The following is a 17,882-nucleotide window of genomic DNA, read 5'->3' as shown; positions in this document are numbered from 1 at the left end:
GTGAATGGAGGAATGAAAGTATGTTAACGGTTAAGCATTTGAGTAAAAGCTTTGGCACATTTAAAGCATTAGACGATTTGTCATTTTCGATAGAGGATGGAAAAATATTGGGATTGATCGGACAAAATGGTGCAGGGAAAACAACAACTTTTCGCCTGATTTTGGATTTTTTGAGCAATGATTCAGGAGAAATTCTTTGGAACGGGCATACTTTGAAGGAAAAGGATTTCGATTCGATTGGTTACTTGCCGGAGGAACGAGGTCTGTATCCCAAAGTTAGTATCGAGGAACAATTGCTGTTTTTTGCATCTCTGCGAGGAAGAAGCCGAAAAGAAATTGCTCCAAAAATTGACGAGTGGATGGAAAAATTTCAAGTCAAAGGAAAAAAGACGGACAAGGTAAAGTCGCTTTCTAAAGGAAATCAGCAAAAGGTTCAATTGATCGCTACGTTGATTCACGAGCCAAAATTGGTTATTTTAGATGAACCTTTTAGCGGATTGGATCCAGTGAATGCAGAATTATTGAAAAATGGCATCATCGAACTCAAGGAGAAAGGCTCTTGTGTGATTTTTTCTAGCCATAATATGGATAATGTTGAAAAAATTTGCGATCATCTAATCATGCTTAGGAATGGGGAAACCGTTTTGAATGGCAAGGTTAGTGAGATCCGTGAATCTTTCGGCAGAACGAAGTTGTACTTAAAATCTTCGCTAACAAAAGCGGAACTTATGCAATTTGACGGTATTCATAATATTTCGGAGCGTGAAGACGGTAGTTTTGATCTAACGCTGACAACACCTGATGTGGGGGAGAAAGTTTTCAGTGAGGCCACTAAGAACGGCTACATTCCGATGTTTAATCAACAACCACCAACCTTAGAAGAGATCTTTAAATGGAAAGCTGGTGAAATTAATGAGTAAGCTGGGGATCATTATTAAGGATGTTTACAAAAAAAATGTGAAGTCGGTAGCCTTTGTCATCATGATTTTAGCACCATTTTTAGTCATGGGTATCTTCTATTTGTCGCAACACTTTTTTGGGGATATGAATGATATCAACAAAATTGGGATCGTCGCAGAGGAATCTACGATTGCTGATCAGTTTAAGCAAATAAAGAATAAGGATTATCGCTTTGAGACAGTTTCCTCGGAAAAGAAAGCACAAGATCAATTAGAGAATGAAACCATCGATGCCTACCTAAAATTAAGTATTGATGGTCAGAATATCAATGGAGAAATGTACAGTACTTCCTCACTAGGAACTACCACTGAACTAAGTCTTCAGCAAATTTTAAATCAGCTACAATCTAGCATTCGGGCTGCTAATCTTTCTCTTTCTACTGAGCAGGTCCAGGCAGTGATGGCTCCAGCTGCTTTTAAGGCCTCGAAGGTCAGTTTTGAAAATGGAAAGATGGAAAGTGACCAGGGAGATGCGGGTATTCAACTAGTATTGAGTTTTTTGACAACAATCATCATGTTTGTTTTTATCATGACCTATTCATCGATCATTTCTCAGGAGATTGCTTCTGAAAAGGGAACACGGATCATGGAGGTTCTGTTATCTAGTATGAAGGCTAAAACCCATTATTATGGCAAGCTTTTAGGTGTCTTGCTTGTCGCAGTCACTCAATTAGTTATTTATCTGATTGCTTTCATCATTGCTTACCAGCAGTTTAAGGATCAACCAATAGTTCGTGATTTTCTATCCAATGTATCGATCAAAAGCTTGTTAGGAAAAAATGTTTTCGTAATCATCGGTTTTATGCTGATCGGTATCTTTATTTATGCGGTTCTCTCGGCACTTTGTGGGTCATTGGTCAATAAACCAGAGGACACGGCAAAAGCGATTCAACCGGTTATGTATCTTTCGATGATTGGTTATATGATCGGGTTGATTTTAGGAGCGGCCGATCCAACCAATGCGGTTATAAAAGTGACTTCTTATATTCCCTTCATCTCTTCTTATAGTATGCCTTTGAGACTGGCAACTAATACTGTGCATTTTTCAAGTGCATTGGTTTCGTTAGGGATTCTATTTGGGACAACGATAGGTTTGACTTTATTCTCAGCCGAACTATATAAATCAAATGTATTGGTTTATAGTGAGGGAGGAACTTTCAGCTCGTTTAAACAATCTCTGTCAATCATGCGGAATGAACGACGAAAAAAACAAACAAAGTAGTTGACCAAATGTTCAATCAACTCCACAATAAAGGTTGTAGGTACAGTCCTGCTCGCTTTATTGTGGAGCTTGGTGTATTGAGGAGAGAACAAGGAGGAATGATGAGAATGGAAAAGACGAAACAACTTGCTAATGGGTTGGAGATGCCCCGGTTAGGCTTAGGAGTATGGCGTGTGGAAGACACCACGGCAACTGATGCGGTCAAATGGGCGATTAACGATGGGTATCGTTTGATCGACACGGCAGCAATTTACAAAAATGAAACAGGTGTAGGCAAAGGGATTCGAGAGTCAGGCATCCAGCGTAAAGATTTATTTATCACGACTAAGCTTTGGAACAGTGACCAAGGATACGAATCCGCACATCAAGCGTTTAATGATAGTTTGGATCGTTTAGGATTGGAATATGTCGATTTATATCTGATCCATTGGCCGGTGGAAGGGGAATTCAACGATTCATGGCGTGCGATGGAAGAGATTTATGAGAGCGGCAGAGCAAAAGCGATCGGCGTTTCGAATTTCCATCAACATCATATTGAAAAACTGATGGCAACAGCAAAAATAAAACCGATGGTGGATCAAATTGAATTACATCCGACGTTGACACAAGAACCTCTAAGGAAATATTTAGCATCAGAGGGAATTGCTGTAGAAGCTTGGTCTCCTCTTGGTCAAGGGAAAATATTAGAAAATGAAACGCTGGTGTCTATAGGCAAACAACACAATAAGACTGCTGCTCAAGTGATTATCCGCTGGCATTTGCAGAGTGACATCATCGTTATCCCGAAATCGGTTCACGAAGCACGCATTCAACAAAATTTTGATGTATTTGATTTTGAATTAACAAAGGATGAAATGGCACAAATCGATGGATTGAATAGTAACGAACGTTTAGGGGCTGACCCAGATAATTTTGATTTCTAAACCAATCAAGGATAAATTCGTAAACTCCTCAGGAAGCTTATTTCTGAGGAGTTTTTTACGCAGCTAAAAAATCTTCATATCGTCAAACAATCAAAATAAAAATTGTAGAGAGTCTGATTTTACAACAGAGGAAATTTGAAAAAAGGCGAAATCCTGTGAAGCTCCAAAAGAAAAAGCTTTGGAAAAGTGAGATCTTTCCAAAACTTCTTTGCGTTTAAAATGTTTGGACAAAATAATCAAACAGCCTTTGCTCTTTTGGATCTGAAGTATGAGTTAGTTCAGGGTGCCATTGAACACCTAAAATTCTGGTGCTGGTGTCTCGACTTTCTACTGCTTCAATGATGCCATCCTCGGACCAAGCAATCGGAGTTAATGATTCAGCAATTTTCTGAATAGCTTGATGATGGTAAGAGTTTACCTGCGCTTTTTCTCCAAATAACTGAGCCAGGACCGTATTGCTTTTGACGGTGATTGAATGCAAAGCGAAGGCAGGAAAAGTCGGATACATATCGTGTTTTACACGCCATTGATCATACTGTGAAAGATCTTGATACAATGTTCCGCCTAAAGTAACGTTTAAAAGCTGAGTACCGCGGCAAACAGTGAAAATCGGTTTATTCTGTTTGAGGGCCTCTTTGATCAACGCTATTTCGAAACGATCACGCTCAATGCTGGTTGCTCCTAACTCAGGGCGAGGTTCCTCGTCATATAAAAAAGGAGTCACGTCTTGACCTCCCGCTAATAACAGTTTATCTACACCAGAGATATACTCGTGTGCCAACTCGGGATCGCCAATTGGAAATAAAAAGGGAAGGCCGCCCGCTTGATGAACACCGTTGATAAAACCTTGAGGAACATAAGTAAATGGCTGATCAAAGAAAGCTTGATTATCTTGATAATGTTGATTTGCAGCAATTCCAATTTTTGGTTTTGACATAAATGAATACTCCTCTGTTTAAAAAGTGTTAATCCGAATACATGTAAAACTGAACTATTTTTATTGTAACCATAAAAAAAGAGGATACGCAAGAAATCAAGATTCAAGAACGCAGTTTTTTTTCACCATTCTTAAAAAAAGTATTGCGTGAAATGAGGAATATTGCTAAAATGATTTTGCGGGTGTCGTTTGTCGACAATCGACTAAGTTGCTTTTTTATTTATTTTTTTATAGGAAAATAAATAAAAAATTTTTAGGAGATATTGTTCAAAAATTCACATTTTGTATATCAAATAATGAAATAACCTCAGAAATTACACTTTCTTCGCAATAAAGAAAGCTGTATTTAATAAATCAAACATGGAGGAAGCTTATGCAAGTGTACGATGTAATCATTATTGGCGCTGGGCCTGCAGGTTTATCAGCAGCGATCTATGCTGGACGTGCGAGATTAAAGACCTTGCTGATAGAAAAAGGAAAGGATGGTGGACAGATCGCTTTAACATCTGAGATTGAGAATTATCCGGGCAGTATTGAACATGAGTCAGGGCCTTCATTAATCAAACGGATGAGCCAGCAAGTAGAGTCATTTGGTGTGGTTCGTGCGGCGGATACGGTTGTTGCAGCGGATCTTTCAAAAGAAATTAAGGTGTTAAAAGGAAAAAAAGATGAGTATCAGGGACGTTCTGTGATTATTGCAGCAGGTGCGTTTCCTAGACCAATTGGGTGCGAAAATGAAAAGGATTACATTGGTAAAGGTCTTTCCTACTGTGCGACTTGTGATGCCGCTTTCTTTGAGGACATGGAAGTATTTGTTATCGGTGGAGGGAATTCTGCTGTAGAAGAAGCAATGTTCCTATCGACGTTTGCGCGAAAGGTAACGATTATTCAAAACTTGTCAGAACTGACAGCGGATGCAATTGCAATTGAACAAGCGAAGGCAAATAAAAAAATTCATTACATTTATCACTCAATTGTTGAGAAATTAGAGGGTGACGGAATCGTTGAAGCGATAACGATTCGCAACACAGAAACGAACGAAACAACACGGTTTGAAGCGGATGAAGAGGATGGCTTGATCGGAGTGTTCAGTTTTATTGGGTATCTTCCGCAATCCAAAGTCTTTGAAGGCATTTTGGATATGGAAAATGGGTACATCAAAACGGATGAGAAAATGGCGACCAACCTTCCAGGTGTTTATGCAGCAGGAGATATTCGTGTAAAAAATGTACGTCAGGTAGTAACAGCAAGCAGTGATGGAGCAACAGCTGCTGTTGCAGTTGAGAAATTCTTGAATCATTAAAAGTTTGAAGTGAAAAGGAGTGCCTATCAATGAAGATCTTAGACAAAAAGAATTTTGAGGAAGAAGTTTTAAATTCAACCGATACACTTGTCGTTGATTTCTATTCAGAAAGCTGCGAACCTTGCCAGGCGTTGATGCCGAGCATTGTAGAATTTTCAGAAAAATATGGAGATCAATTGCAATTTGCGAAACTAGATACTAGTAAAGCAAGACGAGTTGCCATCGGGCAAAAAATCTTGGGACTTCCGGTGATTGCAATTTATAAGAATGGTGAGAAAGTCGAAGAATTAGTCAAAGACGACGCAACACCAGAAAATGTAGAATCAATGATCCAAAAGTATATTTAACGGGTAAAACCGTTTAAATAAAATTAATTAAGGAGGAAAAAAATATGTTGCTGAAAGACAAAAAAGTAATCATCCTCGGCGACAGAGACGGCGTTCCCGGGCAAGCCATTGAAGAATGTGTGAAGCCAGCTGGCGCAGATGTTGTGTTCTCATCTACAGAATGCTTTGTCTGAACGGCTGCGGGCGCAATGGATCTGGAAAATCAAAAGAGGGTAAAAGAATTTACAGAGGAATTCGGTGCAGAGAATATTGTTGTTATTCTTGGTGCATCTGAAGGTGAGGCTGCTGGTCTAGCAGCTGAAACCGTTACTGTAGGTGACCCTACTTATGCAGGTCCATTAGCGGGAGTCCAGTTGGGACTGAGCGTGTATCATATCTGTGAACCAGAAATGAAAGAAGAAATCGACTCTGAGCTGTATGAAGAACAGGTTGGCATGATGGAAATGGTTTTAGACGTTGATGATATCGTTAGTGAAATGACAGCGATCCGAAGTCAAGTCGGTTAACATTTTTACAGCTTTAAATGATATCAAACAGAAGTCAGCTTCTGTTTGATATCATTACAAGACTTTGATAAGGAAGGATGTTTTTATGTATAGCGTTTTAAAAGGGTCGAGCTATTTTCTTGCCCATACCCCTGACATGGTTGTTCACAATGGGACGACTCAAACACTTCAAAGAAAAATTGATCCTGATTCAGAATACTTAAAAAATATCAGCAATCACTTGCGCAGCTATGAGGATTGCGTCACTTATCCGCCAAATCAGGTGTATATCGGCAATATGACACCTGAGGAGCTGGAGAAAATCGAAATGCCTTGGTATGACAAAAGGGTTGAAAGTCAACGCCAAGGAACATTTGGAGAGATTATGCCTCAAGATGAATTCATAGGCATGATGAAATATGTAGATGTTTTTGATTTAGTCAAATTGAATAATGAATTTAGTAAAGTAGTCAGCAACAAATTGAAAGCGCATCCTTTGCTTGATCAGGCCTTAGTAGCCAAGCTGGATGAAGAAGTATCTATCGAAGAAATTCAAGGCTTTATAAAAAATGAACATGCAGAACCAATCTATTTTGAAGGAGAAGTAGTCGGATGTGTGAAGGCTGCTCATAATTTGGATGATACGTTGTTTGCTCATGTGATCTTTGAGAACCTCGTTTCAAAAGCCTCGTGTACTATGGCAATTTTGCATTTGATGCAGCAAACGGGGATGAACAAAGATACCGTGGAATATGTGATTGAATGTTCTGAAGAAGCTTGCGGAGATATGAACCAACGTGGTGGAGGAAACTTTGCAAAAGCTGCTGCAGAAATCGTTGGATTGGACAATGCCACTGGGAGTGATGTCAGAGGATTCTGTGCAGGACCTGCTCATGCTTTAGTACAAGCTGCTTCTCTTGTTAAGTCTGGTGTATTCAAACACGTTATTGTTGCTGCCGGCGGATCTACTGCGAAGCTTGGAATGAATGGGAAGGATCACCTGAAAAAGGGCCTGCCAATTTTAGAGGATAGTGTCGCCAGTTTTGCAGTGTTGATCTCAGAAAATGATGGCATTAATCCGGAGTTGAATATCGACATTGTAGGCCGCCATACTGTAGGGACTGGTGCCTCTCCGCAAAATGTCATTTCCTCTTTAACAAGCATTCCGCTAGAAAAAGCTGGTTTGAAGCTGACCGATATTGATAAATATTCAGTAGAGATGCAAAATCCAGATATTACCAAACCCGCTGGCGCCGGGAATGTTCCAGAGGCAAATTATAAAATGATTGGTGCACTTGCAGTTATGAAAGGGCAGATCCAGAAACCAGAATTGGCCGATTTTGTGAAACAACATGGCATGGTAGGCTGGGCGCCTACACAAGGTCATATTCCTTCAGGTGTTCCTTATTTAGGATTAGCAAGACAAAATATGCTAGACGGGAAAATCCAACGAGCCATGTTTGTTGGTAAAGGCAGTCTTTTCCTAGGAAGAATGACAAACTTGTTTGACGGGATTTCTTTTGTTCTGCAAAAAAATAGTGGCGTACAGGAGGAAGCCGTTTCCGAAGAACAGATCAAGCAATTGATTGCTGAATCTTTGAGGGATTTTGCCAATCATCTTGCTGGAAAGCTAGAGGATTAGGCAGATGGCTGAAAAAGAAATCAATCAAACCATTGCCGAAGTATTCCAGCAGATGGCGAATACATTGGAAACCGGGAGAGGTATCTCTTCTTCCATCGCGCTGACAGCCCTAGGAAGTGAGCACGGGGAAGCCGAATTGTATCAGGCTGCCAGAATGGCAGCAGACAGGGGAATATCCGTTAAAGTTATTGGGACACAATCCATCGACTATCCAGGTGTTGAAAGTATTTTGGTTTCTGACGAGGAAGCGAGTCATCAGAAATTAGAGGGATTGCTGGAGACAGGTAAGGCTCAAGCTGGAGTGACGATGCATTATCCATTTCCGATCGGAGTTTCCACCGTTGGAAGGGTGATTACCCCTGCGAAAGGCAAACCTATGTACCTTGCTACAACGACTGGGACTTCCGCATTAAACCGTGTAGAAGCCTTAGTTCGCAACACTTTATATGGGATTATGACAGCCAAAGCTTGTGGAATCAAGAAGCCTACTGTTGGATTGTTAAATATCGATGGTGCTCGACAAACGGAAATAGTCCTGAAACGTTTAGCAGAAAATGGGTACCCGATACACTTTGCAGAATCGAATCGGAGTGATGGCGGCGCAGTCATGCGGGGGAATGATGCTCTTGCTGGAACATGCGACATATTAGTGATGGATTCATTGACCGGAAATATTCTGCAGAAGGTTTTCTCTTCTTACCACACAGGCGGAAATTACGAATCGTTAGGATTTGGTTATGGACCTGGTGTCGGAGAAGCGATGGACCAAATCATTATGATCGTTTCACGGGCTTCAGGAGCACCAGTAATTTGTGGAGCAATCGAGTTTGCGGATGAGCTCGTTCGCGGCAATTTCAAAAAAATAGTAAAAGATGAGATGGCAAAAGCAAAGCAAGCTTCACTGGAAACTCTTTTGAAAGAGGCACAGCCGCAAAAAGAAGTGGTTCAAGAAGAAATCGCGCAGCCTGACAAGGAAATTGTTACAGAAGAAATCCACGGAGTAGAAATATTGGATCTGGAGGATGCTGTTCGGCACCTTTGGAAACAAAATGTTTATGCCGAAAGCGGTATGGGCTGTACGGGGCCTGTCGTCATGATCTCAGAAAAAAATACAGCAAAAGCAAAGGAAATCTTGTCCAAAGCCGGTTATATTGGATAAGAAACTATGACTACTACTTTACAAAATAATATGATATTCAACATTCTTGTTCAAACCTTCACTAATTATTTTTGAGGGAATGGATTAAAGGAGGAAAACAGTAAATGAAATTAGACATCGCAAATTTCCATGTCAATGAAATTCAGTTCGGAGAAAAAACCGAATACTCTGAAGGAATTTTGACAATCAATAAAAAAGAAGCCTTAGATGTTGTTTTTGAAGATGAACATATTACTGAAGCAGACCTTCACATTGTTCGTCCAGGAGACGAAGTGCGATTGGTTCCTGTAAAAGAAGCTATTGAACCACGGTATCGCGTTGGGGGTGGCCCTGTATTCCCTGGAGTAACCGGGAAATTGATGCAAGCAGGAAATGGAGTAACCCATGCCTTGAAGGACATGAGTGTTTTAGTCGTTGGGAGACATTACGGGGGATTTCAGGATGGTTTGATCGATATGAGTGGAGAAGGTGCAAAATACACATACTACTCACAATTAAAAAATGTTGTCTTAGTCGCAGATACGGATGAAGCATTTGAACATCATGAACAACAAAAGAAAAATCACGCCTTGCGTTGGGCTGGAATGCGTTTAGCAGAGTATATTGGTGCATGTACCAAAGGCTTGAAATCTGATGAGATCGAGACTTACCAATTAGAACCTGTAACAAAACGATCTGAAAAAATAAACAAACTGCCAAGTGTCGTATTTGTTATGCAACCGCAATCGCAAATGGAAGATTCGGGATATAATGATTTAAATTATGGATGGGATTGCAACTTAATGCTGCCTACCTTCATGCATCCAAATGAGGTATTGGATGGCGCAATGATTTCTGGTTCATTCATGCCTTGTTCTTCTAAATGGTCGACCTATGATTTCCAGAATTTTCCTATGATTAAACGACTTTACCAAGAACATGGCAAGACAATCAATTTCCTTGGAATCATCATGTCAAACTTGAATGTTGCTCTGGAGCAAAAGGAACGGGCAGCCTTGTTTGTAGCTCAGATGGCGAAAAGCTTAGGAGCGGATAGTGCTGTTGTAGCTGAAGAAGGCTATGGAAATCCAGATGCTGACTTTACTGCCTGCTATGTTGCTTTAGAAGATGCAGGAGTCAAAACAGTTGGTTTAACCAACGAGTGCACGGGTCGTGACGGCGCGAGCCAACCGTTGGTATCAATGGATGAAAAATGCGACGCGATTGTGTCTGCTGGAAATGTATCTTCACTTATTCGCTTGCCAGCAATGAAAACTGTTTTGGGAGAATTGGAAGCACTGGCTAGAGATGGTCTCTCAGGCGGTTGGTCTAATGATGAGGTTCTCGGAGCATCTGTGAAACCAGACGGTTCCATTATTATGGAAAACAATGCAATGTTCTGCGGCGATCAGGTAGTAGGATGGTCAACAAAAACAATGGTTGAATTCTAAGGAGGGAAAACATGAAAGCGATTTTGTATATCAATCAGTTTTTTGGTCAGATCGGTGGTGAGGAATTCGCCGGACATGAACCAGAAATTAGAGAAGGAATCGTCGGTCCAGGTATGGCTTTCTCTGCTGCTCTAGGCGATGAAGTCGAATTGACTCATACGATTATTTGTGGCGACAATTTTATGGGCTCCAATACCGAAGAAGCGATTGAACGGATCCTTGGCTTTTTAGAAGGAAAGGATTTTGATATTTTCTTCGCTGGACCTGCTTTCCGTGCAGGCCGGTATGGTGCTGCTTGTGGGCATATCTGTTCGGCGGTTCAGAAGAAATTTAATGTTCCAGCAGTGACGTCGATGAACGAAGAAAACCCCGGTGTAGAAATGTACAAAAAAGAAATGTACATTTTTAAAGGCGGAGCAAGTGCTGCGGCAATGCGTAAGGATGTTGCTAAAATGACTTCGTTCGCATTACGTTTATTAAAAGGTGAAAAATTGAATTCGGCTGAAGAGGAAGGATATTTTGGCAGAGGGATCCGTGATCAAATTTGGTTGAACCCACCTGTTACTGCAGCAGACCGAGTAATCAATATGCTTTTGAAGAAAGTGAATGGGGAACCTTACCAGTCAGAATTAGTCATTCCAAAATCCGAACGAGCACCGATCGCTCCTGCCATTTCGGCTGATGAATTGGCGAAAATTAAAGTAGCTTTAGTAACTTCTGGTGGGATCGTTCCGGTTGGAAACCCAGATAGGATTCAATCGGCTTCTGCTACCAAATGGGGCAAATACGATATTGAATCAATGGATGAACTGAAAAAAGGGGAATTTATGACGATTCATGCTGGATTTGATCCAGCTGCAGCGAACGATGATCCAAATGTGGTCTTGCCATTGGACGCAATGAAGCAATATGCGAAGGAAGGTAAGATCGGAGGCGTTTATCAATATTTTTATGCTACGGTAGGAACAGGAACGACTCAGGCAGAAGCGACACGAATGGGGCAAGAGATTGCTCAGGAATTAGTTGATGATGGTGTGAAGGCTGTTATTCTAACCTCCACCTGAGGAACCTGTACTCGTTGCGGTGCAACGATGACCCGAGAGATTGAAAAAGCAGGGATCACGATCGTACAAATGGCCAATCTGATTCCGGTGGCACGAACGGTTGGAGTGAACAGAATCGTTCCAACTATCTCGATTCCGTACCCATTAGGGGATCCTTCAACACCAAAAGACGTACAATACCGTTTGCGTTATCACCGTGTTGGAGTTGCTTTGGATGCATTATCGACTGAGATCGAAGAACCACGACTCTTTGAAGTGAAGATTTAATTTGTGCAGGAGAGTCGCAACCAGAAAAGTTGCGGCTCTCTAAATTAAAAACGTTGAAGAGGAGAGGGTTCTATGAAAAAAAATAGTGTATTTTATATTTCTCTTTTAATTACAGCTGTGATTGTCTTGGTAGGATTGATTGTTCCAGGTCCTTTTGCCCAAGGCATGAATGTTGTAAAGGAATTTCTTGTTGAGACCTTTGGCTGGTTTTATCTTATTGCGATGTTTGTTTTCGTCATATTTTCACTTTTCATTGCGTTCAGCCGCTTTGGCAAAATAAAATTAGGGCCAGATGATTCTGTGCCTGAATACAGCAATCGTTCATGGTTTGCGATGCTTTTTGGTGCTGGAATGGGGATTGGACTGGTGTTCTGGGGTGTTGCGGAACCGTTGAATCATTTTGTGACCTTTGGCGGCAGTGAGCAGGCGGCTGATTTAGCGATGCGGAAATCCTTTTTACATTGGGGATTTCATCCCTGGGCAGCATATTCAATTATTGGGATGGCCTTGGCGTATTTCCAATTTAGAAAAAAGACTCCAGGTTTGATCAGTAGTATTTTTCTTCCGATCCTAGGAGAAGAAGGCGTGAGAGGCCCGATTGGGAAACTGATCGATATTTGTGCAGTGTTCGCAACAGTCGCCGGTATTGCAACTTCATTAGGACAAGGGACATTGCAAATCAATTCAGGCTTAAATTATTTGTTCGATATTCCAACGACTCGACTTGTTCAGATTGTCATTATCGTCGTGTTAACGGTGATCTATACTTGGACCGCAGTCAGTGGGATCGATAAAGGAATCAAACTTTTGTCAGATATCAACTTATTGTTAGCTATCTTGATTTTGGTTGGAGCCTTTTTGATTGGTCCTAAGATTATGACCTTGAATATTTTTACAAATACGTTAGGCGGCTACTTCAATAATTTGGTTTCGGAAAGTTTCTCGATCAATCCCTTTGGTGACAATTCTTGGCTCGGATCCTGGACAATTTTTTATTGGTCTTGGTGGATCGCATGGGGGCCATTTGTAGGTACTTTTATTGCACGCATTTCTAAAGGAAGAACGATCAAAGAATTCGTACTAGGGGTCATTATTGCACCTTCAATGGTTTCTTTTGTTTGGTTTTCTGTCTTCGGCAGTTTAGGGCTTAACTTGGATCTTGGAATCATTGACAAGGCGAAAGAAGTAACAGAGACAGCACTTTTCGTGGTGCTTGCAGAATATCCGCTAGGCATGATCTTCTCGATCATCGCGATTTGTTTATTGTGCACCTTCTTCATAACCTCGGCGAATTCAGGGATTTTTGTATTGTCGATGTTTTCTTCAGAAGGGGATTTAAATCCTGGCAATGATAAAAAGATTTTATGGGGTGTAATTCAGGCCCTTTTAGCATTAGTCTTGCTGATGACAGGTGGATTAGATGCATTGCAAACATGTTCCATCGTTGCGGCACTTCCACTAACTGTTATTATGCTGCTCTGCGCAGTATGCTTGTTTAAAGCCCTGATGCAAGAAAGAAAATCGGAATTACCACTCCAGGAAGAAGCAGAAAAGGTTCCAAAATAACAAAAGAGAACCTGGTTTCTTGTGAAAAATTGATCAAAACCAAATCAAGTGATTTTCCATTCAAGCAGCGATGTTTGACAGAAAACAAACCCATAAGAAAAGGCAATTTCCGAACGACCAAAGACTTAGCAAGGGCTTTCTGATATAATAAGGGAGATATATTGGAAGGGATGCTGAGTTAATCATGGAAATTATTCCAAAATACGAAAAAAAGAGTTTAAGTGATATGGTCGTAACATATATAAAAAACAGAATATTGTCAGGGACTCTCAAAAGTGGTGATCGGTTGATCGAATCGGAAATTTCTACCAAATTCAACATCAGCCGTGCACCTGTGAGGGAAGCTATGAGAATTTTGAACGAGCAGGGGATCATCTCCTTCTCACCCAGAAAGGGCAACCACGTGGTTGAATTGACTTCGAATGAAATTTTAGAAGTTTTTGAGATTCGTGCTTCTTTGGAGACCCAGATTCTGCGAAAAATTTTGCGTAACCAGATGCTCGTGGAGGAAGATTTTCAGAATTTGACAGACATCGCGCTTGAAATGAAAAATGGAGAGTCTCGATGTGCAACGAATGAGGAAAAGGTTTATTTGATCAACACGTTAGATATTTCTTTTCATAATTATCTTTGGCAATTGTCCGGCAGTATTAAACGTGCTCAAATTTTAGAAGGATTATTCTATCAATTATTGGTAGTGATGAACGAAGATGTTACATCACTTGGTATTCCTGAAAGTAAAACTGAAGAACATTTGGAGATCATTGAAGTACTTAAGACCAATAATTTGCCCGCAGTAGTTAAGAGTTTCCATCAACACATTCAAAACTATGTAAAAGAAACACTGCCGGAAGAGGAAAAGAATTTTTGTTTGGATTGCTGACCGTAAAAAAAGATGCTTTCGGAGGAATGATGAGTGAAAGAGTAAGGATTTGGACAAAACAACATAAAGATATACTTGATGTTTTAGAAAAAGAAGGGCGGTACACAGTAAAAAAGGAATATATCGAGCAGAAAATGGAGGATCATACAAATCTTTATTTAGGTGCATATGATTGGTTTTTTCATACAGCCTCGCAGTTTGTAACACCGCCACCGGATGTTGAATATCCTATTTGGGTATCGCTTTCTAAAGAAGAAAGTATTCAAAATAGCGAAGGCAACGTCGTGTTAGAACTGGAAATCAATAAAAACCAATTAATTATCGTCGATTTACTTAAATGGGGCAATATCGTTAATTATATGTTTATTCCAAAAGATTTAGCAGATCAGAAAGAGCATACCAAACTTTTAGAAAAGTATGGTATTGATGATTGTACTGCTTGTATGACGCCTTTTTATCCAAGCATCAAGCAAAAAATCGAAAAAAGTCGTGAACGTCTTTTTGATGATACAACAGTCCTAGGTGAGATGAAAGTCGGCACGATATGGGAGATTCGAAAAGAATGGATACTACGCATAAAAACATAAGACTTTATACTTCCCAAAGCAAAGTGGTCGTAGATAAGTTGATCGCTGATGAACGGCATACTGTCAAGTCGGAATTCATTAAGGAAAAGTATGGAGAAACGTCTCACGTTTTTCTTCAAGCCTATTCATGGTATACCAACGAGGCAAAGAAAATTGTTGAAAAACCAAAAGATGCGGATTCTGCCATTTGGACCTTTTTCGATGTAAAGTATTTGGATTATTCAGCAGATGCACGAATCATGCGGCTCAATGTGCCAATATCGCAAGTCGTTTTCTTTCGGATGTCCGATTGGAACAAGATTTTAAACTTGCGTTTTGTCGGAAATGAATCCGAAACGGCTGCTTATTACAAAAAATTGAAGCAATTTAATGTGACCTATGAAGGAGATGTGTATACAACTGCATTTTATCCACACCTCAAGGCCGAACTAGTTAATAGTTGGAAACGCTTGTTCGACTATGATCAAGAGATTAAGAAAACCGAGATACTACCTTTTGCCGATATGCAGGCAGGACTATGGGAAATCAAGCTTAGTTGGGTAGACCAATTTATTGATTAGTGTGCAAAAGTTGAAGGAACCATTTATATCAGAGAAATGATACATTTGATATAATTGGTTCTTTTTATAATCAAATAAGAAGTTAGTCCTTATGACAAACTTGAAGAGTAATACTTTTTTTTATAGAAAAACTTTGCTATACTTAAACAGATAATTTTATAAACTAATGGTTGGGCGCAAGCTTCAAGGATCATGTTCTTCAAGGGGTGAGAAGGACACCCTGAACGTTTGTGTCTATTTTTTTGTACAAAGGAGGATCAAGAATGTTAGAAGCCTTGCAGCAAATTAAAGAAGCTGAAGCAGAGAATGAGCAACGAAAGCTAAAGCTGCAGGAAGAATTGCTGGAATTGGAAAAAAGTCGCAAACAGACCATCCAAGAAAAAAAACAGCAGCTTCAGGCAGAATCGGCCAAAATCATCGCTGAACGCGAAAGTATGCTGCGTGAAACGTATGATGAAGAAGGACAAGCCTTGAACAAAGACGCTGCTGAAGCAAAAGCGCAGATGCAAGCAAATTACGAACGCTTAAAGGAGACTGCGGTGCAAAAGATTATCGAAAGGGTGATTGCACAATATGGCAGTCAGTAAGATGCAAAAATTGACCTTGATTGCTGAACAGGGACGAAGCGAGGAAATTCTTGCCGCAGTTCAAGGATTTCAAAACGTAGAGGTACGAGATGTTTTTCAAGCTGCTCAGAATAATCAATGGGTCGATCAATTTTTCGGAGATTACCAGCCGGAGGATCGGCAAGCCGTGATCCAAGAAATTGATTTCAAAGTTGAGGCTTTAGCACACAGCATACGGTTTATCGAGCACTACGGCAGCAGCAAGGAAAAAGGGTTTCATTTGAAACGTAGAGTATTAACATTAAAGGAATTGGAACGCAACTTTGACCAGGCTGCCTTTGAAAAGGAATTAAAGGAAGTCCAGACATTAGAGGATCAATTCAATCAAATACAAGAAACGATCCGTCAACTTTCGGAAGAGGAGGAAACGTTAAGCCGCTGGCAATATCTTGATATGGTGCCAGCAGACAATCCTTCAAAATTGACCAATTTATTGCTAGGAACAATCGATGAAGCAAACTGGGAGGATTTCCAGTCAACCATTGCACAGCAAGAAACGATTTACTTGGAAGAGCTTTACAATGCGCAAAGTGAAGTAAGTTTCAGCTTGATCTATTTGAAAGAGGAACAGCCTGCTATCAATGAGCTGATTCATCGTTACAATGTGGTTCGCTTTGTTTATGAAAAGAAGCAACTGCCGAAAGAACGATTAATTGCAATCAATGCGGAATTAAAAAAGCTGAATGAATCATTGAAAAAGCAAATCGTGTTGATTGGGCAAAAGCGGGTAAATATCGAAAGTCTCGAATGGGCAGAAGAAACCTTACTAGCCAGAAAAAATCGTCTAAGAATCCATGATCACTATATTCAAACAAAGCAATTGTTTGTGATGCAGGGATGGGTCGAAGCGGATGCTTTTGTGGAGTTTCGGACTTTCTTATTTGATTTGGTTGGCAAAGAAAATGTCTACTTGGAGGTTGAGGAACCGACTTCTAATGAAATTGCAGTCGAAATTCCGACAAAACTTAAAAATAACCCAATCGTTCGGCCTTTCGAAATGCTGACTGAGATGTACAGCTTGCCGAAATACCATGAAGTGGATCCCACGCCTTGGTTTGCGCCTTTTTATTTCGTCTTTTTCGGAATGATGGTAGCTGACGCTGGGTATGGTGCTTTAATGCTCATAGCTACCACTTTAGCCTTGAAGGTCATGCTGTTTCCACGAGGAATGAAGCGGTTTATGCAATTCTTTCAAATATTGTCGATTCCAACGATTATTTGGGGATTGATTTATGACTCTTACTTCGGCTTTGCGTTGCCATATCAGCCGATTTTATCTACTTCAGACGATGTCATTGCGATCTTGATTTTATCAATTGTATTTGGGGTCATTCAGATATTTGTCGGATTAGGGTTGGCAGCTTCGGAAAATATCAAGGCCAAGGATTACCTTAGTGCGGTATCGGACGGCTTTGCTTGGCAGGGGATCTTCATAGGCGGAATCGTTGCTGGTGCGGGACAAATGCTGTTAGGAAGTTCAGCTCTAATGACCGTAGGTGTTATCATCGCCATTATTAGTGCGCTGGCCATCGTTTTCATACCAATGATGCAATCCGGTTCCAAAGTCAAAGGATTAGCAAGAGGAGCCTACAATTTATATGGACTGACTGGGTATATAGGGGATTTAGTCAGCTATACTCGCTTAATGGCGTTAGGTATCTCTGGCGGAAGTATTGCAGCAGCCTTTAACATGCTGGTAGGCTTTATGCCGCCTGCTGCCCGTTTTACTGTAGGGATTTTATTGATGCTGGTACTTCATGGTTTGAACATCTTTTTATCATTACTATCGGCTTATGTGCACGGTGCACGTTTGCAATATGTCGAGTTTTTCGGCAAGTTCTATCAGGGTGGAGGACGTCCGTTTGCCCCTTTGAAGACAGAAGAAAAATATGTCAATATTGAACAACAAGAAAAATAATGGA

Annotated in this window: 17 protein-coding genes and 1 other annotated feature; of the genes, 16 read left to right on the top strand and 1 reads right to left on the bottom strand. The window is 40.5% G+C overall.

The features are described 5' to 3' along the window. Positions 1–20 precede the first annotated feature (20 nt). From NRIC_RS00655 to NRIC_RS00645, 3 genes are all read left to right on the top strand, one after another. On the top strand, positions 21–920 hold the full coding sequence (locus tag NRIC_RS00655; RefSeq protein WP_146620761.1) for an ABC transporter ATP-binding protein: 900 nt from the start codon (positions 21–23) through the stop codon (positions 918–920). Beyond that, positions 913–2,181, top strand: coding sequence for an ABC transporter permease (locus NRIC_RS00650; protein WP_146620760.1), 1,269 nt, complete (start codon positions 913–915; stop codon positions 2,179–2,181). Before NRIC_RS00655 ends, NRIC_RS00650 begins: the two co-directional genes overlap by 8 nt. A 101-nt stretch (positions 2,182–2,282) precedes the next feature. Further along, complete coding sequence (locus NRIC_RS00645; RefSeq protein ID WP_175579962.1) at positions 2,283–3,104, top strand: aldo/keto reductase; 822 nt, start codon at positions 2,283–2,285, stop codon at positions 3,102–3,104. Between the two features lie 214 nt (positions 3,105–3,318). On the opposite strand, the gene NRIC_RS00640 is transcribed toward NRIC_RS00645, so the two are convergent. After that, complete coding sequence (locus NRIC_RS00640) at positions 3,319–4,041, bottom strand: gamma-glutamyl-gamma-aminobutyrate hydrolase family protein (RefSeq protein ID WP_146620758.1); 723 nt, start codon at positions 4,039–4,041, stop codon at positions 3,319–3,321. Between the two features lie 373 nt (positions 4,042–4,414). Between NRIC_RS00640 and NRIC_RS00635 the strand changes: the two genes are divergently transcribed. The 13 genes from NRIC_RS00635 (at position 4,415) to NRIC_RS00575 (ending at position 17,878) form a co-directional block, all read left to right on the top strand. Next, positions 4,415–5,344, top strand: a complete 930-nt coding sequence (locus NRIC_RS00635; RefSeq protein ID WP_146620757.1) for an NAD(P)/FAD-dependent oxidoreductase — start codon at positions 4,415–4,417, stop codon at positions 5,342–5,344. A 29-nt stretch (positions 5,345–5,373) separates the two neighbouring features. After that, a complete protein-coding gene (trxA, locus tag NRIC_RS00630) occupies positions 5,374–5,691 on the top strand; it encodes a thioredoxin TrxA (RefSeq protein WP_146620756.1) in 318 nt (105 codons plus the stop codon). Positions 5,692–5,735: 44 nt separating this feature from the next. Continuing rightward, on the top strand, positions 5,736–6,197 hold the full coding sequence (gene grdA, locus NRIC_RS00625) for a glycine/sarcosine/betaine reductase complex selenoprotein A (protein ID WP_146620755.1): 462 nt from the start codon (positions 5,736–5,738) through the stop codon (positions 6,195–6,197). A gap of 85 nt (positions 6,198–6,282) precedes the next feature. Next, complete coding sequence (gene grdC / locus NRIC_RS00620) at positions 6,283–7,818, top strand: glycine/sarcosine/betaine reductase complex component C subunit beta (RefSeq protein WP_146620754.1); 1,536 nt, start codon at positions 6,283–6,285, stop codon at positions 7,816–7,818. Between the two features lie 4 nt (positions 7,819–7,822). Further along, complete coding sequence (gene grdD, locus NRIC_RS00615) at positions 7,823–8,977, top strand: glycine/sarcosine/betaine reductase complex component C subunit alpha (protein ID WP_146620753.1); 1,155 nt, start codon at positions 7,823–7,825, stop codon at positions 8,975–8,977. Between the two features lie 104 nt (positions 8,978–9,081). Next, positions 9,082–10,407, top strand: coding sequence for a glycine/sarcosine/betaine reductase component B subunit (locus NRIC_RS00610; protein ID WP_146620752.1), 1,326 nt, complete (start codon positions 9,082–9,084; stop codon positions 10,405–10,407). Positions 10,408–10,418: 11 nt separating this feature from the next. Next, positions 10,419–11,738, top strand: a complete 1,320-nt coding sequence (grdH, locus tag NRIC_RS00605; protein ID WP_146620751.1) for a betaine reductase selenoprotein B — start codon at positions 10,419–10,421, stop codon at positions 11,736–11,738. Positions 11,739–11,810: 72 nt separating this feature from the next. Continuing rightward, positions 11,811–13,304 carry a glycine betaine uptake BCCT transporter gene (locus tag NRIC_RS00600; RefSeq protein WP_146620750.1) on the top strand — a complete coding sequence of 498 codons (1,494 nt, stop codon included), beginning with the start codon at positions 11,811–11,813 and terminating at the stop codon, positions 13,302–13,304. A gap of 184 nt (positions 13,305–13,488) precedes the next feature. Then, positions 13,489–14,187 (top strand): GntR family transcriptional regulator, encoded by a 699-nt coding sequence (locus tag NRIC_RS00595; RefSeq protein ID WP_146620749.1) that lies wholly within the window; start codon positions 13,489–13,491, stop codon positions 14,185–14,187. Beyond that, positions 14,172–14,774, top strand: coding sequence for a DUF3841 domain-containing protein (locus NRIC_RS00590; RefSeq protein ID WP_227873694.1), 603 nt, complete (start codon positions 14,172–14,174; stop codon positions 14,772–14,774). The genes NRIC_RS00595 and NRIC_RS00590 overlap by 16 nt, the downstream gene beginning before the upstream one ends. After that, complete coding sequence (locus tag NRIC_RS00585) at positions 14,750–15,334, top strand: DUF3841 domain-containing protein (RefSeq protein WP_227873693.1); 585 nt, start codon at positions 14,750–14,752, stop codon at positions 15,332–15,334. The genes NRIC_RS00590 and NRIC_RS00585 overlap by 25 nt, the downstream gene beginning before the upstream one ends. Before the next feature lie 168 nt (positions 15,335–15,502). Continuing rightward, positions 15,503–15,550: a sequence feature (sodium ion sensor (DUF1646 type); this cis-regulatory element may regulate processes involved in with the transportation of sodium ions), on the top strand. Between the two features lie 47 nt (positions 15,551–15,597). Beyond that, complete coding sequence (locus NRIC_RS00580) at positions 15,598–15,921, top strand: hypothetical protein (protein WP_146620747.1); 324 nt, start codon at positions 15,598–15,600, stop codon at positions 15,919–15,921. Continuing rightward, positions 15,908–17,878 carry a V-type ATP synthase subunit I gene (locus NRIC_RS00575; RefSeq protein WP_146620746.1) on the top strand — a complete coding sequence of 657 codons (1,971 nt, stop codon included), beginning with the start codon at positions 15,908–15,910 and terminating at the stop codon, positions 17,876–17,878. The genes NRIC_RS00580 and NRIC_RS00575 overlap by 14 nt, the downstream gene beginning before the upstream one ends. Positions 17,879–17,882 lie beyond the last annotated feature (4 nt).

Source organism: Enterococcus florum, assembly GCF_004309355.1.
GTDB classification, from domain to species: Bacteria; Bacillota; Bacilli; order Lactobacillales; family Enterococcaceae; genus Enterococcus_A; species Enterococcus_A florum.
The sequence above is the reverse complement of the archived record's forward strand: the minus strand, read 5'-3'. Positions and strand labels throughout refer to the sequence as shown.